15 protein-coding genes are annotated in these 17,238 nt (G+C 35.7%); 7 read left to right on the top strand and 8 right to left on the bottom strand.

Translation table 11 applies throughout. The annotated features are described in order from the left end of the window. Window positions 1-225: 225 nt before the first annotated feature. Both IIF7_RS06010 and IIF7_RS06005 read right to left on the bottom strand, forming a co-directional pair. Window positions 226-591 (bottom strand): DUF2200 domain-containing protein, encoded by a 366-nt coding sequence (locus IIF7_RS06010; protein WP_084840772.1) that lies wholly within the window; start codon window positions 589-591, stop codon window positions 226-228. Then, a complete protein-coding gene (locus tag IIF7_RS06005; protein ID WP_084840771.1) occupies window positions 569-1,828 on the bottom strand; it encodes a glycosyltransferase family 4 protein in 1,260 nt (419 codons plus the stop codon). Before IIF7_RS06005 ends, IIF7_RS06010 begins: the two co-directional genes overlap by 23 nt. 122 nt (window positions 1,829-1,950) lie before the next feature. Between IIF7_RS06005 and IIF7_RS06000 the strand changes: the two genes are divergently transcribed. The 4 genes from IIF7_RS06000 to IIF7_RS05985 all read left to right on the top strand — a co-directional run bounded on the left by IIF7_RS06000 (window position 1,951) and on the right by IIF7_RS05985 (window position 4,811). Further along, a complete protein-coding gene (locus IIF7_RS06000) occupies window positions 1,951-2,451 on the top strand; it encodes a GreA/GreB family elongation factor (RefSeq protein ID WP_084840770.1) in 501 nt (166 codons plus the stop codon). Between the two features lie 29 nt (window positions 2,452-2,480). Further along, entirely contained in the window at window positions 2,481-2,969 is a 489-nt protein-coding gene (locus IIF7_RS05995) for a gluconokinase (protein WP_084840769.1), read from the top strand. Window positions 2,970-2,972: 3 nt separating this feature from the next. Continuing rightward, a complete protein-coding gene (locus IIF7_RS05990) occupies window positions 2,973-4,316 on the top strand; it encodes a GntP family permease (protein ID WP_084840768.1) in 1,344 nt (447 codons plus the stop codon). Between the two features lie 63 nt (window positions 4,317-4,379). After that, window positions 4,380-4,811: a DoxX family protein gene (locus IIF7_RS05985; protein ID WP_084840767.1), complete on the top strand. Its 432-nt coding sequence runs from the start codon at window positions 4,380-4,382 to the stop codon at window positions 4,809-4,811. Between the two features lie 147 nt (window positions 4,812-4,958). Here the strand turns inward: IIF7_RS05985 and IIF7_RS05980 are convergent, their stop codons facing one another. The 4 genes from IIF7_RS05980 to gcvT form a co-directional block, all read right to left on the bottom strand. Continuing rightward, window positions 4,959-5,684, bottom strand: coding sequence for a YebC/PmpR family DNA-binding transcriptional regulator (locus IIF7_RS05980; protein ID WP_084840766.1), 726 nt, complete (start codon window positions 5,682-5,684; stop codon window positions 4,959-4,961). A 102-nt stretch (window positions 5,685-5,786) separates the two neighbouring features. After that, entirely contained in the window at window positions 5,787-6,074 is a 288-nt protein-coding gene (locus IIF7_RS05975) for a 4a-hydroxytetrahydrobiopterin dehydratase (RefSeq protein WP_084840765.1), read from the bottom strand. Window positions 6,075-6,152: 78 nt separating this feature from the next. After that, window positions 6,153-6,974, bottom strand: a complete 822-nt coding sequence (locus tag IIF7_RS05970) for a sugar nucleotide-binding protein (protein ID WP_084840764.1) — start codon at window positions 6,972-6,974, stop codon at window positions 6,153-6,155. A 5-nt stretch (window positions 6,975-6,979) separates the two neighbouring features. Continuing rightward, window positions 6,980-8,062 (bottom strand): glycine cleavage system aminomethyltransferase GcvT, encoded by a 1,083-nt coding sequence (gene gcvT, locus IIF7_RS05965; protein WP_084840763.1) that lies wholly within the window; start codon window positions 8,060-8,062, stop codon window positions 6,980-6,982. A gap of 143 nt (window positions 8,063-8,205) precedes the next feature. Between gcvT and IIF7_RS05960 the strand changes: the two genes are divergently transcribed. Together IIF7_RS05960 and hutH are read left to right on the top strand one after the other, a co-directional pair. After that, window positions 8,206-9,717 carry an NAD(P)H-hydrate dehydratase gene (locus tag IIF7_RS05960; RefSeq protein WP_084840762.1) on the top strand — a complete coding sequence of 504 codons (1,512 nt, stop codon included), beginning with the start codon at window positions 8,206-8,208 and terminating at the stop codon, window positions 9,715-9,717. Window positions 9,718-9,901: 184 nt separating this feature from the next. Next, window positions 9,902-11,410: a histidine ammonia-lyase gene (hutH, locus tag IIF7_RS05955; RefSeq protein ID WP_084840761.1), complete on the top strand. Its 1,509-nt coding sequence runs from the start codon at window positions 9,902-9,904 to the stop codon at window positions 11,408-11,410. Here the strand turns inward: hutH and IIF7_RS05950 are convergent. After that, a complete protein-coding gene (locus tag IIF7_RS05950) occupies window positions 11,382-11,717 on the bottom strand; it encodes a hypothetical protein (RefSeq protein WP_176218905.1) in 336 nt (111 codons plus the stop codon). The genes hutH and IIF7_RS05950 overlap by 29 nt on opposite strands. A gap of 146 nt (window positions 11,718-11,863) precedes the next feature. Next, window positions 11,864-14,449, bottom strand: a complete 2,586-nt coding sequence (locus IIF7_RS05945; protein WP_084840759.1) for an ATP-dependent Clp protease ATP-binding subunit — start codon at window positions 14,447-14,449, stop codon at window positions 11,864-11,866. 248 nt (window positions 14,450-14,697) lie between these two features. On the opposite strand from IIF7_RS05945, the gene gyrA reads away from it, so the two are divergent. Continuing rightward, on the top strand, window positions 14,698-17,232 hold the full coding sequence (gene gyrA / locus IIF7_RS05940; RefSeq protein WP_084840758.1) for a DNA gyrase subunit A: 2,535 nt from the start codon (window positions 14,698-14,700) through the stop codon (window positions 17,230-17,232). Window positions 17,233-17,238 lie beyond the last annotated feature (6 nt).

The raw sequence follows: 17,238 nt of genomic DNA, 5'->3' as shown, positions 1-17,238 counted from the left end.
AATTCTATTTATTAGTAAGTTATAATTTTAAAAGAGATTAATTGAATTACGGTTAATCTCGAAAAAAGAGGTTTGATTGATAAATGTTTTATGGGATTGCCATAAAGTAGTTTACCTTTCCTTCTGTAATGAGTGCCGTCAATTTTCCCTAAAAGTCGACGGTTTTTTTTTGTGAAAAATTGAAGAAAAACTATGAGCCGATATTCGTTGATTTTAAGAGACTTTTTATTCAGCCCTAAGAATCTTTTCCATCTTTTTACCTTTCGCTAATTCATCTACCAGCTTATCTAAATAACGCACCTGTTTAGTAAGTGGTGTTTCAATTTCTTCGATACGATAGCCGCAAATTACTCCTTTTATAAGCGATGCATTTGGGGTTAGATTTGCTTTTTCAAAGAATTCCTGGAAACTGACTTTCTTTTCGATTAATTCCTGTAGTTCTGTATCACTAAAACCGGTTAACCACTCGATTACCTGGTGTAATTCTGCTTTTGTACGACCTTTTTTCTCAACTTTATTAACGTAATGTGGATATACCGAAGCAAAACTCATTACGGCAATTTTACGGTCATGTTCTGGTGTTGTGCTCATTGCTTTTATTTTTTTCCTTTTCCTCAATAAATTTAGACATAAAATAAGTACTGCGATTATTGTGGAATTTCAGCATGCTACCAGTAAAATTTTTACTGCGATGTTTGCTAAGATTGGTCTTTAAATCTATTAATTTTTGCTGAAAAGAAGTTGTAAAATCTTCAGCTGAAAATCTCGATTTTAAAATAGCTTTTCCAAGTGCTTGCTTAGCAATCCACAAATCTTTGTCGGTATAAATTTGAAGTGCTTTTTCAATAATTTCAGCATCCGAGCTACAAATAAAGCCGTTCCAATGATTTTCTTCGGAAATTCCTTCAGCTCCAATAGCTGTGGTGACAGATGGGATTCCGTTTTGCATCGCATCGATCATTTTACCTTTAAGTCCGGCTCCAAACTGAATTGGCGCTAATAAAATTCTTTGTTTTTGCATTACTTCATCGACACTTTCTGCTCGACCATGCACCAAAAAACCTTCTTTTTTATTCTGAAGTTGATATACTTTATCACTGGCATAAGCTCCGTAAATATGCAATTTCGCTTCAGGGAGCTTTTGTTTAATTTTTGGCCATATTTTTTGCTTTAAAAGTAAAGTAGTCTGCCAGTTAGGCTCGTGTAGAAAATTACCGATAAACATAAAATCCTGGCGATCGTCAAACGAAGCTGAATTGTCAGCCTTGTCGATCTCTTCGGTTTCTAATAAATAGGGGAGATATTCGATAATTTTAGCAGGAATTTTAAAAAAAGATCTTAAAAGTTCCATTTCAACTTCAGAAATGATTAAACTCAAATCGCAACGATAGATCGAAGCAATTTCTCTTTTCGCCAAATCTGAATTTAGCATAAGATCCTGCAATTCAGCTTCAGTATTTAAAGCTTTTTTTCTAGTATTCCGTAGAAAATGTAAATCCTCGGTATCTAAGATCTTTATCGCTTCAGGACAAATCGCATCAACTCGCCAACCGTATTGCTCTTCGATCATAAAACGATCAAAAAGAACAATTTCAGGATCGATTTTCTTTAAAAATTCATCAAAACTAGCATTATTCAATTCGATTTTAGCCGTTTTCACGCCTATTTTTTCGAGATCGAAAGCATGTTGTGATTGGGCAGTCGTGGTAGCAAAAGTGATAGTGTACTTTTCATTCAGGAAAAACTTCAGTAATTGTAACATTCGGCTTCCTGCGGCAGAAGATGTAGGTTCTGGCCAAACGTATCCAATAACGAGTAAATTTTTCATGTAGAGATTTCTATCGACTTTCAGCAAAATTAAACTTCTTTTTTAAAAAAGATTTAAAATACACCGCGCTTAATCTACAATCTTATAATTTTTCGTATATTCTTAAATTCCAATATGAAAATATGAGCAGAGGATTTGTAAAAGAAGAAGATCAGGAAGAAGCACCGGTAATTGCGCCACGCGCGGCTTTACCAAACGGAGTAACAAATTATGTAACGCCAAGTGGATACGAAGCTTTGGAGCAGGAGCAACGTGATTTGGAAAATCAGCGTGGAATAATAAAAACTGATAATGAAACTGAAGATCGCAGAGCCAAGGCAGTGATCGATGGAAAATTGAAATTATTAGCCGAAAGAAGAGCTTCTGCCAGGATCATTCATCCCAATCAGCAACCGGAAGATGAAGTTCGTTTTGGAGCTAAAGTAAAATTAAAGAATCATAACACCAATAGTTTCCAGCAATTCCAGATCGTTGGCGTAGACGAGGCCAATGTGAAGCAACAAAAGATAGCTTTTGTGGCACCCATTGCAAAGGCAGTGACAGGATTGAAAGTCGGTCAAAAAACCGAGTTTAAATTAGGAAATGAAACAAGGGTTCTTGAAGTTTTAGAGATCGATTATTGAATAGAAATCAACGGAATAAAATTATTTGAATGAATGTTTATGTAGTGATGGGCGTTTCTGGAATAGGAAAAACCACAATTGGTGAAAAACTAGCCGAAAAATTAGAAATTCCCTTTTACGATGCCGATGATTACCATCCCGAAGCGAATGTAAAAAAAATGAGCAGCGGCCTTGCTTTAGATGATGAAGATCGCAAAGAATGGTTAGAAATTTTAGCTAAAAATATTAAGGACTGGAGTGAAAATAAAGGTGCCGTCTTGGCCTGTTCGGCTTTAAAAGAAACCTATCGTGAAAGTTTATCAAAAGGATTAAAAGATCAGGTTGTCTTTGTGTATTTACATGCCGAATATGATTTGGTTTTTAAGCGAATGAAAGCCAGAAAAGGACATTATTTTAAAGAATCCTTACTGAAATCTCAGTTTGATACGCTAGAGGAACCACAGAGCGCCATAAAAGTTGATGTAGACCAGAAAATTACTGAAATCGTAAACGAAGTTTTAGGAAAGATAAAGCAATAGTAAATGGAAATACAATTACTTTTAGCAGTAGGATTGGGAATTGCTTTATTACTTTTTTTAATTCTGAAATTAAAGATTCAGGCATTTCTATCGCTGCTAATCGTTTGTATTTTTGTTGGAATCTTAGCCGGAATGCCCGCTGCCGAAATCATGGAAACCATGAAAGAGGGCATGGGCAGCACTTTAGGTTTTGTAGCCACCGTAGTTGGTTTGGGCGCTTTATTTGGCGGAATCTTAGAACAATCTGGAGGCGCGAAAGCATTAGCTTCTTTTATTCTGAAAAAAACCGGAGAAAAGAATGCGCCATGGGCAATGATGATCACCGGATTTATTGTCGCGATTCCCGTATTTTTTGATGTCGCATTTATCATTTTGGTACCCATCACTTATGCGCTGAGTAAGAAAACCGGTAAATCTTTGGTGCTTTATGCAATTCCGCTTTTAGCAGGTTTGGCGATCACACACTGTTTTATTCCACCAACACCGGGACCTATTGCCGTTGCAGATATTTTGGGGGCAGATCTTGGTTGGGTAATTTTATTTGGTTTTACTGCGGGAATTCCTGCGGCTATTTTAAGCGGACCTCTTTTCGCTAAGTTATTAACGAAAACGTTGTATGTAGAACCGAAAACCTTTACCGAAGATGAAACTTTTGAAGATCAAATGCCTTCAGCAAAGATGATCACCACAATTATTTTTGTGCCTATATTTTTAATCGTGCTGAATACTTTAATTGCAAGTCCGTTGATCGATGCTTCGAGTTTCCCTTATTGGATAAATTATATGGTAAATTTATTGGGACATCCATTTTCAGCATTAATCATTGCAAATTTATTGGCCTGGTATTTTTTAGGAGTAAAACGCGGAGTAAATAAAGAAAAGCTTTTAAAAATTGCAGCCAAAAGTTTCGAATCTGCCGGTATTATTATTTTGCTTACTGGTGCTGGCGGAGCTTTTAAACAAATTTTGATCAATACCGGGGCAGGAGAGATGATCGCCAATAATTTAAATGAAAGCTTTATGAATCCGCTTTTCTTTGGTTTCATAGTTGCGGCTTTGGTTAGAGTTCTTCAGGGATCTTCGACAGTCGCTATGATCACAGCCGCTGGGATCACAGCACCATTGTTAGAGGGTGCAAATTACGCAGAGAGTCAGATAAGTTTAATAGTGATCGCGGTAGCTTCTGGAGCTTTGATTTTATCCCACGTGAACGATAGCGGATTTTGGCTGGTTGGACAATATATAGGATTAACAGAGAAACAAACCTTTAAAAGCTGGACGGTAATGACGACCATCATTTCTTTGGTAGGTCTAGGGGTATCTTCTTTAATCTGGTATTTTATATAGAATTAATGCTTAAATTTAATAATATCAACAATTAATAACTTCAATCATAATTAACTCAACTCAATGAAAAACACGTATACCACCAGTTTAAACCTGCCCAAATTAGATTTTATTCTATTAATCTTTAGAATAGGAGTTTCGATCTTAATGCTATTTCACGGTGTACCTAAATTAATAAGTCTTTTTTCTTCGGAAGAAATTCAATTTGCAGATCCCTTAGGTGTTGGACAAACCATGACACTTGCCGTGGCTGTTTTAGCTGAATTTGTATGTTCTATAATGCTTATTTTGGGAATAGGAACAAGGATTGCGACGATCCCGTTAATTGTTACTATGGCTGTTGCTGCAATTATCGTACATGCCCCAGATGGATTAGCTAAGCAAGAATTGCCTTTTATGTATTTGCTTTCTTATGTGCTGTTATTTTATACCGGTGCCGGAAAATTTTCGCTAGACCACTATTTTTTATACAAAGCAGAGAATAAAGACGAGTAAGCTTAAAACAAAAAAAGTCTTGTTATTCGATAAATAACAAGACTTTTTTTGAATATGATTTAATCTATAATTTAGATTAAATACTTTTAGATTAAGCTCTAAAAAGAAAATTAATACTGAATGAATTTCTTTCTGGCTTAAGTTTTTTTATTCCTCTGAAGAAGATTCTTCCATAGTATGATATACGTTTTGTACATCATCATCTTCCTCTAATTTTTCAAGAAGCTTTTCTACATCTGCGGCCTGCTCTTGAGTAAGCTGTTTTGTAACCTGCGGAATTCTTTCGAATCCGGAAGAAATAATTTCAATATTTCTATTTTCTAATTCTTTCTGGATACTTCCAAAATTCTCGAAAGGAGCATAGATGTGTATTCCGTCTTCATCTTCAAAAACTTCTTCAGCTCCAAAATCGATAAATTCAAGCTCTAATTCTTCCACATCCAAACCTTCAGCATTAATCCTGAAATTACAAGTGTGATCGAACATAAATTCTACTGAACCTGATGTTCCTAGGTTTCCGTCGCATTTATTAAAATATGATCTTACATTGGCAACGGTACGATTATTATTATCTGTAGCGGTTTCTACTAAAACGGCGATACCGTGGGGCGCATATCCCTCAAAAAGAACGATTTTATAATCACCCTGACTTTTATCTGATGCTCTTTTAATTGCACGTTCGATATTGTCTTTTGGCATGTTAACACTCTTGGCGTTCTGGATCACTGCTCTAAGCTTAGAGTTAGCGTCTGGATCTGGACCACCTTCTTTAACGGCCATTACAATATCTTTTCCTATACGAGTAAAGGCTTTGGCCATTGCAGACCAACGTTTCATCTTACGTGCCTTTCTAAATTCAAATGCTCTTCCCATGATAATAAAAATGAAATCCGGGCAAAAATATAAAAAAAGCTCCTAAAATGATTTCAAATTAGGAGCTTTCTGGAATATTAGGTTTTTAGATGTTTCTGAAGCCTATTTTGCTTCCACGATATCTTCTATAGCCTTGGCCATTTCGAAATCTTTTTCTGTAACTCCGCCTGCATCGTGGGTAGATAACGAAATCTCTAATTCGTTATATGCATTTGCCCAATTAGGATGATGTTGCAAAGCTTCAGCTTCAAAAGCAATTCTCGTCATTACCGTAAAAGCATCTTTAAAATTCTCGAATTTGAAAGAAGTATGAATGGCTTCTTTAGCATACGTCCATCCTTCTAATGATTGCAGTTTAGTATTGATTTGTTCTTCGGTTAGTTTTTCCATAATTGACATTATTTTTGATACTTCAATTTAGGAATAGTTTATTGGAATTAATTGAAGCTATTATGCTTTAATAAAAGATTAACCAATTTTTTTGATACTGGCCTCTACAACTTCCTGAACGCTTATCTGAAGATTTAAAGGAAGTAAATTATCTTTTGGTAAAACGGCTAAATAGCGATCGTTGTTACTATCGTAAACGTTTTTAAATAATGGATTTTCGTAACCAAGAATCTCGCAAACATCTTCCACGAAATCTTTTTGATGTACTAAATCTGAACTTCCCAAATGGAAAACTCCCTGTAGTTTTCTATTTACGATATAATGAATTTGCTGCGTAATTTTACTAATTTCAGTAACATTAATCACAACATTAGGAAATACCTCTATTGCCTCACCAAGATCTATCAGGCTTTTAATTTCATTTAATCGCGGAGATCCCTGGCCAAAAACCATAGGCAATCTTAGAATATTGTATTTATCATTCGGCAGCCTTAAAAGTGCATTTTCGATCTTAATTTTAAATCGGCCATAAATACTTTGTGATAATGTTTTATCGTACTCGTAACTAGGGTAATTTGTAAAAGCATCAAATACATTGGCAGAACTCAAAAAAATAAGCTTGCAGGGATTTGTAAGAATATAACTAATGGCCGAGTAATGTAAAGCTATTTGTGCTTCAAAACTACCACGCACAGCAGATATGATAATACTTGGACGTAAATTATAAAGTAAAAGATCCAAACTATCAGTTTCCATATCGTATTGATGAAACTTATGGTTTTTCTCTAATCCTGGATTATCTGTGCAATAGGTTCCGTGAGTATCAAAATAGGAGCATAGCTCTTTATAAATGGCATTGCCAATAAAGCCGCTAGCTCCTAATACTAATATTCGTTCCAAATAAATTATCCTTTATAAAAGGGCAATTTCACCTGAGTGGCAGGAACAGCTTTTTTACGAATTTGAATATTGATTTTCTTTCCAAAACCGGCATATTCTGTCTTCACATATCCTAAGCCAATCCCTTTCTCTAATGAAGGTGACATGGTGCCCGATGTAACATTTCCTATAACTTCTCCTTCGTCATTCACGATATCGTATCCCTGTCTTGGGATGCCTCTTTCATCAAGCTCAAACGCTACAAGTTTACGTTTTGAACCTTCTTCTTTTTCCGCTTTTAAAGCTTCAGAATTTATAAAGTCTTTATTGAATTTTGTAATCCAACCTAGTTTAGCTTCGATTGGTGAAGTGGTATCGTCGATATCATTTCCGTAAAGACAAAATCCCATTTCTAATCTTAAAGTGTCACGTGCAGCAAGACCTATTGGCTGAATTCCAAAATCTGCTCCTGCTTCCATTACTTTATTCCAAATTTCTTCAGCACATTCGTTTTTGAAATAAATTTCGAATCCACCACTACCAGTATAACCAGTTGCTGAAATAATTACCTTTTCCATACCAGCAAAAGTGCCAATCTCGAAAGTGTAAAATTTCATATTACTAAGATCTACATCTGTAAGCGATTGCATAGCTTCAGCAGCTTTTGGTCCCTGTATGGCTAAAAGAGATAATTCTTCACTAAGATCTGTTAGTGTAGCATCCATGGTGTTATGCTTACTAATCCAGTTCCAGTCTTTCTCGATATTAGCGGCATTTACTACCAGTAAATATTTTTCAGCATTAATGCGATAAATAATCATATCGTCTACAATACCACCATCTTCATTTGGCATACAGGTATATTGCGCCTGCCCATCTACTAATTTTGAAGCATCGTTAGACGAAATTAACTGAATAAGCTCTAAAGCATGTTCCCCGGTTACTAAAAATTCTCCCATGTGAGAAACATCAAAAACGCCAAGTTTTTCGCGAACATTATGATGCTCAGCATTTACACCTTCGTAAGAAACTGGCATATTGTATCCTGCAAACGGAACCATTTTGGCTCCCAGATCTTTATGTTTATTAGCTAATGCTACTTCTTTCATCTTGATTGTTTAGTTTGCGCAAATTTATAGAATTAAGGCTGAACTGACCATAGTTTCCCTAAAATTGTGAAGGAAATGTCAAAGCTTGGTGCAGCCTTTAAGTATGCCGTATATTTGAGAAAACCTTTAAAATTCGAGGATTTATGAAGATTTTTTCTGCAGCACAATTAAAAAAAGCAGACGAACTCACGATTAAAAATCAAAATATTAGCTCTACTGAATTAATGGAACGAGCTGCAAGCCTTGTTTCTGCTGAAATACATAAACGCCTGCAAAACTCAGATATTGCGATCAAAATATTTTGTGGAGTGGGTAATAATGGGGGAGATGGATTGGTAATTGCACGTCATTTAATAGAAAAAGGCTATCGAGTAAAGGTTTTTGTAGTGAATTATAGTGATAATCGTTCTAATGATTTTTTGATTAATTACGATCGATTAAAAGAAACCACTAACGATTGGCCAGAATATATAAAATCTGAACATGATTTTCCTGAAATTGATCAAAACGACTTTGTGATCGACGCAATTTTTGGAATTGGTTTAAACCGCCCTTTAGAAGGCTGGATCGCGAAATTGATAGATCATATAAACAATTCTAAAGCTTTTATTTTAGCCATCGATATGCCTTCTGGTTTGTTTTCAGATCGTATTCCTAAAAAAGAAGATAGCCTAATTTTAGCGAATTTCACCATTAGTTTTCAAACGCCTAAACTGGTATTCTTTTTACCACAAACTATGGATTATGTTGGTGATCTTCAAATCCTGGATATTGGCTTAGATCGTGAATTTTTATCTTCAGAAAAGGGAAAAGCAGAGCTTATAAGCAAACATGAAGCGCGATTACTTTATAAACCCAGAAAATCGAATTCGCATAAAGGAAATTACGGTCATGCATTAGTTGTTGGTGGTAGTTATGGTAAAATAGGAAGTGTGCTTTTGTCTTCTAAAGCTGCTTTAAGAACGGGCGCCGGTCTTGTTAGTACTTATATCCCTAAATGTGGTTATTCTATTTTACAGACTGCACTTCCCGAGGCTATGGTAATTACCGATAAAAATGATGAAAAATTAACGAATATTGACCACAAGATGGATCCTTCAGTAATTTGCTTCGGAATGGGAGCAGGGAAAGATCCAGAAACTATTGAAGCTTTTAAAAAATTACTTCAAAATACCCATAAACCAATGCTAATCGATGCTGATGGGTTGAATATGATTGCTGAAAATAAAGAATTGCTAAAATTTCTTCCGAAGAAATCGGTTTTGACTCCGCATCCAAAAGAATTACAGCGATTAATAGGAGATTGGAAGGATGATTTTGATAAAATTGAAAAAGTGCAGGATTTTACACAATCTCATGATCTGGTGCTGGTTTTAAAGGGTTCGCATACTTTTATTTTTGGCGATGGCCACATGTATATTAATAATTCTGGCAACCCGGGAATGGCAACCGCCGGTAGTGGTGATGTTTTATCGGGCATTATTGCTGGTTTAATCTCACAACAATATGAACCTTTAGCTGCGGCGATTCTAGGAGTTTACCTACATGGTTTGTCTGGAGATATTGTTGCTGAAAATCGATCTTATCAGGCATTAATTTCTGGAGATATTGTTGAAAATATGGGTGCTGCATTTCAGTCACTATTTGCAGATTAGGTGATCTCTTTAATTAATCCAGATTACATATTTAAGGTTTTGCTATGCTTAATAAATACAACCTGAAAATATACAATATTGGTTTTGTAAGAATAAAACTTGAATAATTTGGATACTATTTATTGAAATTGGACTTTTGCCTGGCTATTTCAGCAAACGATTTCGAATAATTTAAAACTGTTTAATGGACAATACACATTACATCACCTCGGCAATTTTAGATTTGAATATCATAAGGGATATTATTGATGCTAAAATGAAGCTTGCTTTAAGCGAAGAAGCCCGTTTAAACATCACAAAATCTCGAGCATATCTAGATCAAAAAATTAAAGAAAGTAATGTGCCTGTTTATGGTATAAATACCGGATTTGGTGCTTTGTGTAATGTGAAAATTACTTCAGAAAAATTAACCGTTTTACAGGAAAATCTGGTGAAATCTCACGCCTGTGGGACGGGAGATAAAGTAAGCAAACCAATAATAAGGTTGATGTTACTTTTAAAAATCCAGTCCTTAAGTTATGGTAACTCTGGTGTTGCTTTAGAAACGGTTGAACGCTTAATCGATTTTTTTAATGAGGACATTCTACCAGTAGTTTACGAGCAGGGCTCTTTAGGAGCTTCTGGTGACTTAGCACCACTGGCTCATTTAGCCTTACCATTGATAGGTGAGGGCGAAGTTTATCATCACGATGAAATACTTTCTGGAGCCTCTATTTTAGAAAAATTTGGATGGAAACCTGTTAAACTGCAATCTAAAGAAGGTTTAGCGCTTCTTAATGGAACACAGTTTATGAGCGCGCATGCGGTACACGGACTCATTAAGGCTTATAAATTATCATATTCTGCAGATTTTATAAGTGCAGTTTCTATGGATGCTTTCGATTGTAATTTATCTCCTTTTGATGAACTGGTTCATTTGGTAAGACCACATCGCGGACAAATAAAAACAGCAGAAAGAATTCGTGAATTTTTAGGTGGAAGCGAGCTTGCCCAGCAAGAAAAAGAGAATGTACAGGATCCTTATTCGTTTAGATGTGTGTCGCAAGTACATGGTGCTACAAAAGACACTTTAGCTTTTGTACATAAAACCGTAAAAACTGAAATTAACTCGGTTACAGATAATCCTAACATTTTTGTAAAAGCAGATAAGATCATTTCTGGAGGGAATTTTCATGGTCAGCCTTTAGCTTTAGCGATGGATTATTTAGCCATAGCAATGGCCGAGTTGGCGAATATTTCTGAAAGAAGGATTTATCAATTAGTTTCTGGATTGCGTGGTTTACCTAATTTTTTGGTTGAAAATCCAGGTTTAAACAGCGGATTTATGATTCCGCAATATACTGCTGCAAGTATTGTTAGTCAGAACAAACAATTATGTATGCCAGCTTCAGTAGATTCTATCGTCTCTTCTAATGGACAGGAAGATCATGTCAGCATGGGAGCAAATGCAGCCACAAAACTAATTACAGTGATGGAAAATGTAGATACGGTTTTAGCAATCGAATTATTTAATGCCTCTCAGGCTTTACATTTTAGAGAACCCGCTAAATCTTCAGAAAAAATAGAGGCTGTTTTATCGAATTTCAGAAAAGAAATCCCTGTAGTTACTGAAGATGTGATGATGGCACCATTAATTAAAAGATCCAAAATATTCTTAGAAAGCTTTATATTAACGCAAGACTACCTGAATTAATAATCTCCAAGGCTTCAGCGTATTCAGAAAAACGTAAGCAATATAAACTAGTGAGGATTTTAACGAATTTGAGATTTAATTTATCGCTAAATTTATCTGAAACCAATATTACCCAGTTTGCATGTTTTTCGATAGATTTATTGCCTGAAAGCAGGAGCATGGGATCAAAAGAATATTTATCTTCCTCATTGATTCTTCGTACAAGAATACCGATTTTTTTATCGCCGTAAACATCTATTTTAAGTCTAAGACATTCGTTATATTCTTTTACGCCATAGTGACCTTCATGAAAAATCTCCAATTGCATAAAATTTGGGGCAAATTTTAACTGGAAATCATTAAATTTTATAGAATTCATTTATTCTAAAAGCTAAGATTAATTTAGGGGTAAGCGAAAATAAGAAAAGCCCCACTAAACTGTGAGGCTTTTCCCGAATTTATATTTTAATCTTATTATTTTTTAGACTCAGATTCTTCTTCGGTATTTTTACCTTTTTTGACTTTTATCGCCAGTTCATCTTCACCTGTTTTATAATCCATTTCAATTTTATCACCTTCAGAAATTTTTGAGTTTATAATCTCTTCGGCTAAAGCATCCTCAATATATTTTTGGATAGCTCTATTTAAAGGTCTTGCACCATATTGCTTATCGAAACCTTTTTCAGCAATAAAATCTTTCGCTTTATCACTCAATTTTAATTCGTAACCAAGTCCGCCGATTCTTCCATATAACTTAGAAAGCTCGATATCGATGATCTTGTGAATATCTTCTCGCTCTAAAGCGTTGAAAACAATTACATCGTCTATTCTATTCAAGAATTCTGGAGCAAAAGCTTTTTTAAGTGCATTTTGAATTACTCCGCGTGCATTTTCATCAGCCTGCGATCTTTGTGATTGTGTTCCAAAACCAATTCCCTGGCCAAAGTCTTTCAGTTTTCTTGCCCCAATATTAGAAGTCATGATAATAATCGTATTTCTAAAATCGATTTTACGACCAAGACTATCTGTTAAATAACCGTCATCTAAGACCTGTAAAAGCATATTGAAAACATCTGGATGAGCCTTTTCAACCTCGTCTAACAAGATTACAGCATAAGGTTTTCTTCTTACTTTCTCGGTAAGCTGTCCACCTTCTTCGTAACCCACATATCCCGGAGGTGCTCCAATTAATCTAGATACCGCGAATTTTTCCATATATTCACTCATATCTATCCTGATTAAAGTATCGTCGTTATCAAACAACTCACGAGCTAACACTTTGGCTAACTGTGTTTTACCAACACCTGTTTGACCTAAAAATATAAATGAACCAATTGGCTTATTAGGATCTTTAAGGCCTGCACGGTTACGCTGTATAGCTTTTACAACTTTAGCAACTGCATCGTCCTGACCAATAACTTTTCCTTTAATTTTATTAGGCAGTTCTACCAGTTTATTAGACTCGGTTTGAGCGATACGATTTACCGGCACCCCCGTCATCATAGAAACAACATCTGCAACGCTATCTTCGTTTACAATTTCTTTGTGTTTCTTAGATTCTTCTTCCCAACGTTCTTGAGCGATAGCTAATTCTTTTTCAAGATTTTTCTCGTCGTCTCTTAATTTGGCAGCTTCTTCATATTTCTGCTTTTTAACTACAGAATTTTTCTTTTCACGTACTTCTTCAAGTTTACGCTCTAGATCCAATATCTGTTTAGGAACATCGATATTAGTAATATGCACACGAGATCCTGCTTCATCTAAAGCATCAATAGCTTTATCTGGAAGGAATCTATCGGTCATATAACGATTGGTTAACTTCACACAAGCTTCAATAGCTTCAGCAGTATATTCTACATTATGATGATCCTCGTACTTATCCTTAATATTGTTAAGAATTTCGATAGTTTCTTCAACTGAAGTTGGCTCTACAATAACCTTTTGGAAACGACGCTCTAAAGCTCCATCCTTTTCAATATACTGGCGATACTCATCTAAAGTTGTGGCACCAATACATTGAATTTCGCCCCTGGCTAATGCCGGTTTAAACATATTACTGGCATCTAAACTACCCGTTGCTCCACCAGCACCAACAATGGTATGAATTTCATCTATAAAAAGAATAATATCATCATTCTTTTCTAGCTCATTCATTACCGCTTTCATACGTTCTTCAAACTGCCCACGGTATTTAGTTCCTGCAACAAGACTGGCTAAATCTAAAGTCACCACACGCTTATCGAAAAGAATTCTTGAAACTTTACGTTTTACAATTCTTAGAGCAAGACCTTCTGCAATGGCAGATTTACCAACTCCTGGTTCACCAATTAAAAGAGGATTGTTTTTCTTACGTCTACTAAGAATTTGAGAAACACGCTCAATTTCTTTTTCTCTACCCACTACGGGATCAAGTTTATCAGCTTCAGCAAGTGCAGTTAAATCACGGCCAAAATTATCTAAAACCGGTGTTTTAGATTTTTTATTTGCTTTTCCTGCACCGCCACCACCAGCAGCTCCCGTTCCGCTAAACGGGTTGTCTTTTGTAGCATCATCTGTGCTATCTTCATCAGAAAAAGATTCTGCTGAAGGACCTGGTGTAAAATCTGTATCGTCGTTTGCGATCATAAATTTAAATTGATCTTTAACCCCATCATAATCTATCTTAAGTTTATTAAGAAGTTTGGTAGTGGGGTCGTTTTCATTTCTTAAAATACACAATAACAGGTGCGCCGTATTAATATTTGGACTCTGAAATAACTTAGCCTCCAAAAATGTAGTCTTAAGGGCACGTTCGGCCTGTCTTGTTAAATGCAGATTCTTTTTCTCATTAGAAACCGCCGTCATATTTGGATTAGCAGGACTTAAAATCTCTACTTTTCTACGTAAATGGCTTAAATCGATATCCAGAGCGTTTAGGATGTCTATGGCTTTCCCGTCACCGTCTCTTAATAATCCGAGCATCAAATGTTCAGTTCCAATAAAGTCGTGCCCTAATCTTAAGGCCTCTTCTTTACTGTAAGCAATTACATCTTTTACTCTTGGTGAAAAATTATCATCCATGTTTTTTCCTTTCTCTCTATGTTAATTTTTTATTCTGAATTAGGACAAAAACTGTACCTAATCCCGAATATATAGCTAATTGACAAAATTACTTTCAAAAATCAAAATGTGGGAGTGTTAACTTATCAACTTTGTCACAATAAAATTTTGTTAATAAAAACTGTGAAAACTATTGCTTAAGTACCGTGAGACATATAGAAAATATGTAAATTAGCAGGTTAGATTTGTGAACTAAACAATATTGTAATATGGCTGAAGGAGAAAAGCTTATTCCTATCAACATTGAAGAAGAGATGAAATCGGCCTACATTGATTATTCAATGTCGGTCATTGTGTCACGTGCGTTGCCGGATGTTCGTGATGGTCTTAAGCCGGTGCATCGTAGAGTATTATTTGGAATGTACGAATTAGGCGTACTTTCTAACAGAGCATATAAAAAGTCAGCAAGAATTGTAGGAGAGGTATTAGGTAAGTATCACCCACACGGTGATTCTTCTGTTTACGACACCATGGTGAGGATGGCGCAGGAGTGGAGTATGCGTTATATGCTGGTAGATGGCCAGGGTAACTTTGGATCTGTAGATGGTGATAGTCCCGCAGCAATGCGTTATACCGAAGCAAGAATGCGAAAAATCAGTGAGGATATGCTTGCTGATATCGATAAAGAAACGGTAGATACACAGTTAAACTTTGACGACTCGTTAAATGAGCCTGTTGTGCTACCTACCAGAATTCCGAATTTATTAGTAAATGGGGCCAGTGGTATTGCAGTAGGTATGGCAACAAATATGGCACCGCATAACCTTACAGAGGTTATTAATGGTACCGTAGCTTATATCGATAACCACGATATCGAGATCGATGAGTTAATGCAACACATTAAAGCACCAGATTTTCCTACTGGAGGAATTATTTATGGTTACGATGGGGTGCGTGAAGCATTTAAAACCGGTCGTGGCCGTATCGTTATGCGCGCTAAAAGTTCTCTTGAAGAAGTAAACGGTAGGGAATGTATCGTTGTTACTGAAATCCCATATCAGGTAAATAAAGCTGATATGATCAAGAAAACGGCCGATCTTATTAATGATAAAAAGATTGAAGGGATTAGTCTTATTAGAGACGAATCAGACCGTCATGGAATGCGTATCGTTTATCAATTAAAGCGTGATGCCATTCCTAATATCGTTTTAAATACTTTATTTAAACACACTGCTTTACAGTCTTCTTTTAGTGTAAATAATATTGCACTGGTAAACGGAAGACCAGAAATGCTTAATCTTAAAGATATTATTTACCATTTTGTGGAGCATAGGCATGAGGTGGTTGTTCGTAGAACAGAATACGAACTAAAGAAAGCTGAAGACCGTGCACACATATTAGAAGGTCTAATTATTGCTTCAGATAATATAGATGAAGTAATTGCATTAATTCGTTCTTCTAACAATGCTGATGAAGCTCGAAATAAATTAATCGAAAGATTTGAATTATCTGAAGTTCAGGCCAGAGCTATCGTAGAAATGCGATTAAGACAACTAACTGGACTGGAACAGGATAAGTTAAGAGCCGAATACGATGAAATTCTAGAAACGATTAAAGACCTTAAAGACATTTTGGCACGCAAAGAGCGCAGAATGCAGGTAATTAAAGACGAATTACTAGAAGTAAAAGAAAAATACGGTGATGGAAGAAGATCTACCATTGAATATGCTGGTGGAGATTTAAGTATCGAAGATATGATCCCAGATGAAAGAGTAATTATTACTATCTCTCATGCGGGTTATATTAAAAGGACTTCTTTAAACGAGTATAAGAGACAAAATAGAGGAGGAGTTGGTCAAAAAGGATCAAATACGAGAAATGAAGATTTCTTAGAATATTTATTCTCGGGTACCAACCACCAATACATGCTTTTCTTTACTCAGAAAGGAAAATGTTTCTGGATGCGCGTTTATGAAATTCCTGAAGGAAGTAAATCCTCTAAAGGTAGAGCAATTCAAAACCTTATCAATATTGAACCAGATGATCGTGTTAAAGCATTTATCTGTACTCAAGACCTCAAAGATGAGGAATATGTCAACAATCATTTTGTGATTATGGCCACTAAAAAAGGTCAGGTTAAAAAAACTTCATTAGAACAATATTCTCGTCCTAGAACTAATGGTATTAACGCGATTACCATTAAAGAAGATGACGAATTACTAGAAGCTAAACTTACTACAGGAGATAGCCAGGTAATGTTGGCAGTAAAAAGTGGTAAAGCAATTCGTTTTGAAGAAAGTAAAACAAGACCTATGGGTAGAAATGCTTCTGGGGTGCGTGGTATTACTTTAGCCGATGATAATGACGAAGTTGTAGGAATGGTTTCTGTAGACGATATGGAATCTAACATTCTTGTTGTTTCTGAAAATGGATACGGAAAACGTTCAAGCTTAGAAGATTACCGAATTACTAACCGTGGAGGAAAAGGAGTAAAAACAATTTCTATCACTGAAAAAACAGGAAACCTTGTAGCCATCAAGAATGTTACAGATGAAGATGATTTAATGATCATCAATAAATCTGGAATTGCGATTAGACTAGAAGTAAGTGATTTGCGTGTAATGGGAAGAGCAACTCAGGGTGTTCGACTAATCAATCTAAAAGGAAAAGATTCTATTGCTGCAGTGGCGAAAGTTTTACATGAAGAGGACGAAATAGAGGATATAGAAGATGCTGAAGATGTAGAGAATCCAAGCGGTGCAGCAGATGGCACAGATATTGCTCAAAATGACTCAGAAGAATAAACTAAA

Source organism: Zunongwangia atlantica 22II14-10F7 (assembly GCF_002094855.1).
Classification (GTDB): Bacteria; Bacteroidota; Bacteroidia; order Flavobacteriales; family Flavobacteriaceae; genus Zunongwangia; species Zunongwangia atlantica.
The sequence above is the reverse complement of the archived record's forward strand: the minus strand, read 5'-3'. Positions and strand labels throughout refer to the sequence as shown.

Coding starts and splice junctions, on each gene's coding strand:
- IIF7_RS05950 (WP_176218905.1), bottom strand. CDS start 11,717: ATGCAATTGGAGATTTTTCATGAAGGTCACTATGGCGTAAAAGAATAT.
- gcvT (WP_084840763.1), bottom strand. CDS start 8,062: ATGAAAGAAGTAGCATTAGCTAATAAACATAAAGATCTGGGAGCCAAA.
- IIF7_RS05975 (WP_084840765.1), bottom strand. CDS start 6,074: ATGGAAAAACTAACCGAAGAACAAATCAATACTAAACTGCAATCATTA.
- IIF7_RS05980 (WP_084840766.1), bottom strand. CDS start 5,684: ATGGGAAGAGCATTTGAATTTAGAAAGGCACGTAAGATGAAACGTTGG.
- IIF7_RS05960 (WP_084840762.1), top strand. CDS start 8,206: ATGAAGATTTTTTCTGCAGCACAATTAAAAAAAGCAGACGAACTCACG.
- gyrA (WP_084840758.1), top strand. CDS start 14,698: ATGGCTGAAGGAGAAAAGCTTATTCCTATCAACATTGAAGAAGAGATG.
- IIF7_RS06005 (WP_084840771.1), bottom strand. CDS start 1,828: ATGAAAAATTTACTCGTTATTGGATACGTTTGGCCAGAACCTACATCT.
- IIF7_RS06000 (WP_084840770.1), top strand. CDS start 1,951: ATGAGCAGAGGATTTGTAAAAGAAGAAGATCAGGAAGAAGCACCGGTA.
- hutH (WP_084840761.1), top strand. CDS start 9,902: ATGGACAATACACATTACATCACCTCGGCAATTTTAGATTTGAATATC.
- IIF7_RS05945 (WP_084840759.1), bottom strand. CDS start 14,449: ATGGATGATAATTTTTCACCAAGAGTAAAAGATGTAATTGCTTACAGT.
- IIF7_RS05990 (WP_084840768.1), top strand. CDS start 2,973: ATGGAAATACAATTACTTTTAGCAGTAGGATTGGGAATTGCTTTATTA.
- IIF7_RS05985 (WP_084840767.1), top strand. CDS start 4,380: ATGAAAAACACGTATACCACCAGTTTAAACCTGCCCAAATTAGATTTT.
- IIF7_RS06010 (WP_084840772.1), bottom strand. CDS start 591: ATGAGCACAACACCAGAACATGACCGTAAAATTGCCGTAATGAGTTTT.
- IIF7_RS05995 (WP_084840769.1), top strand. CDS start 2,481: ATGAATGTTTATGTAGTGATGGGCGTTTCTGGAATAGGAAAAACCACA.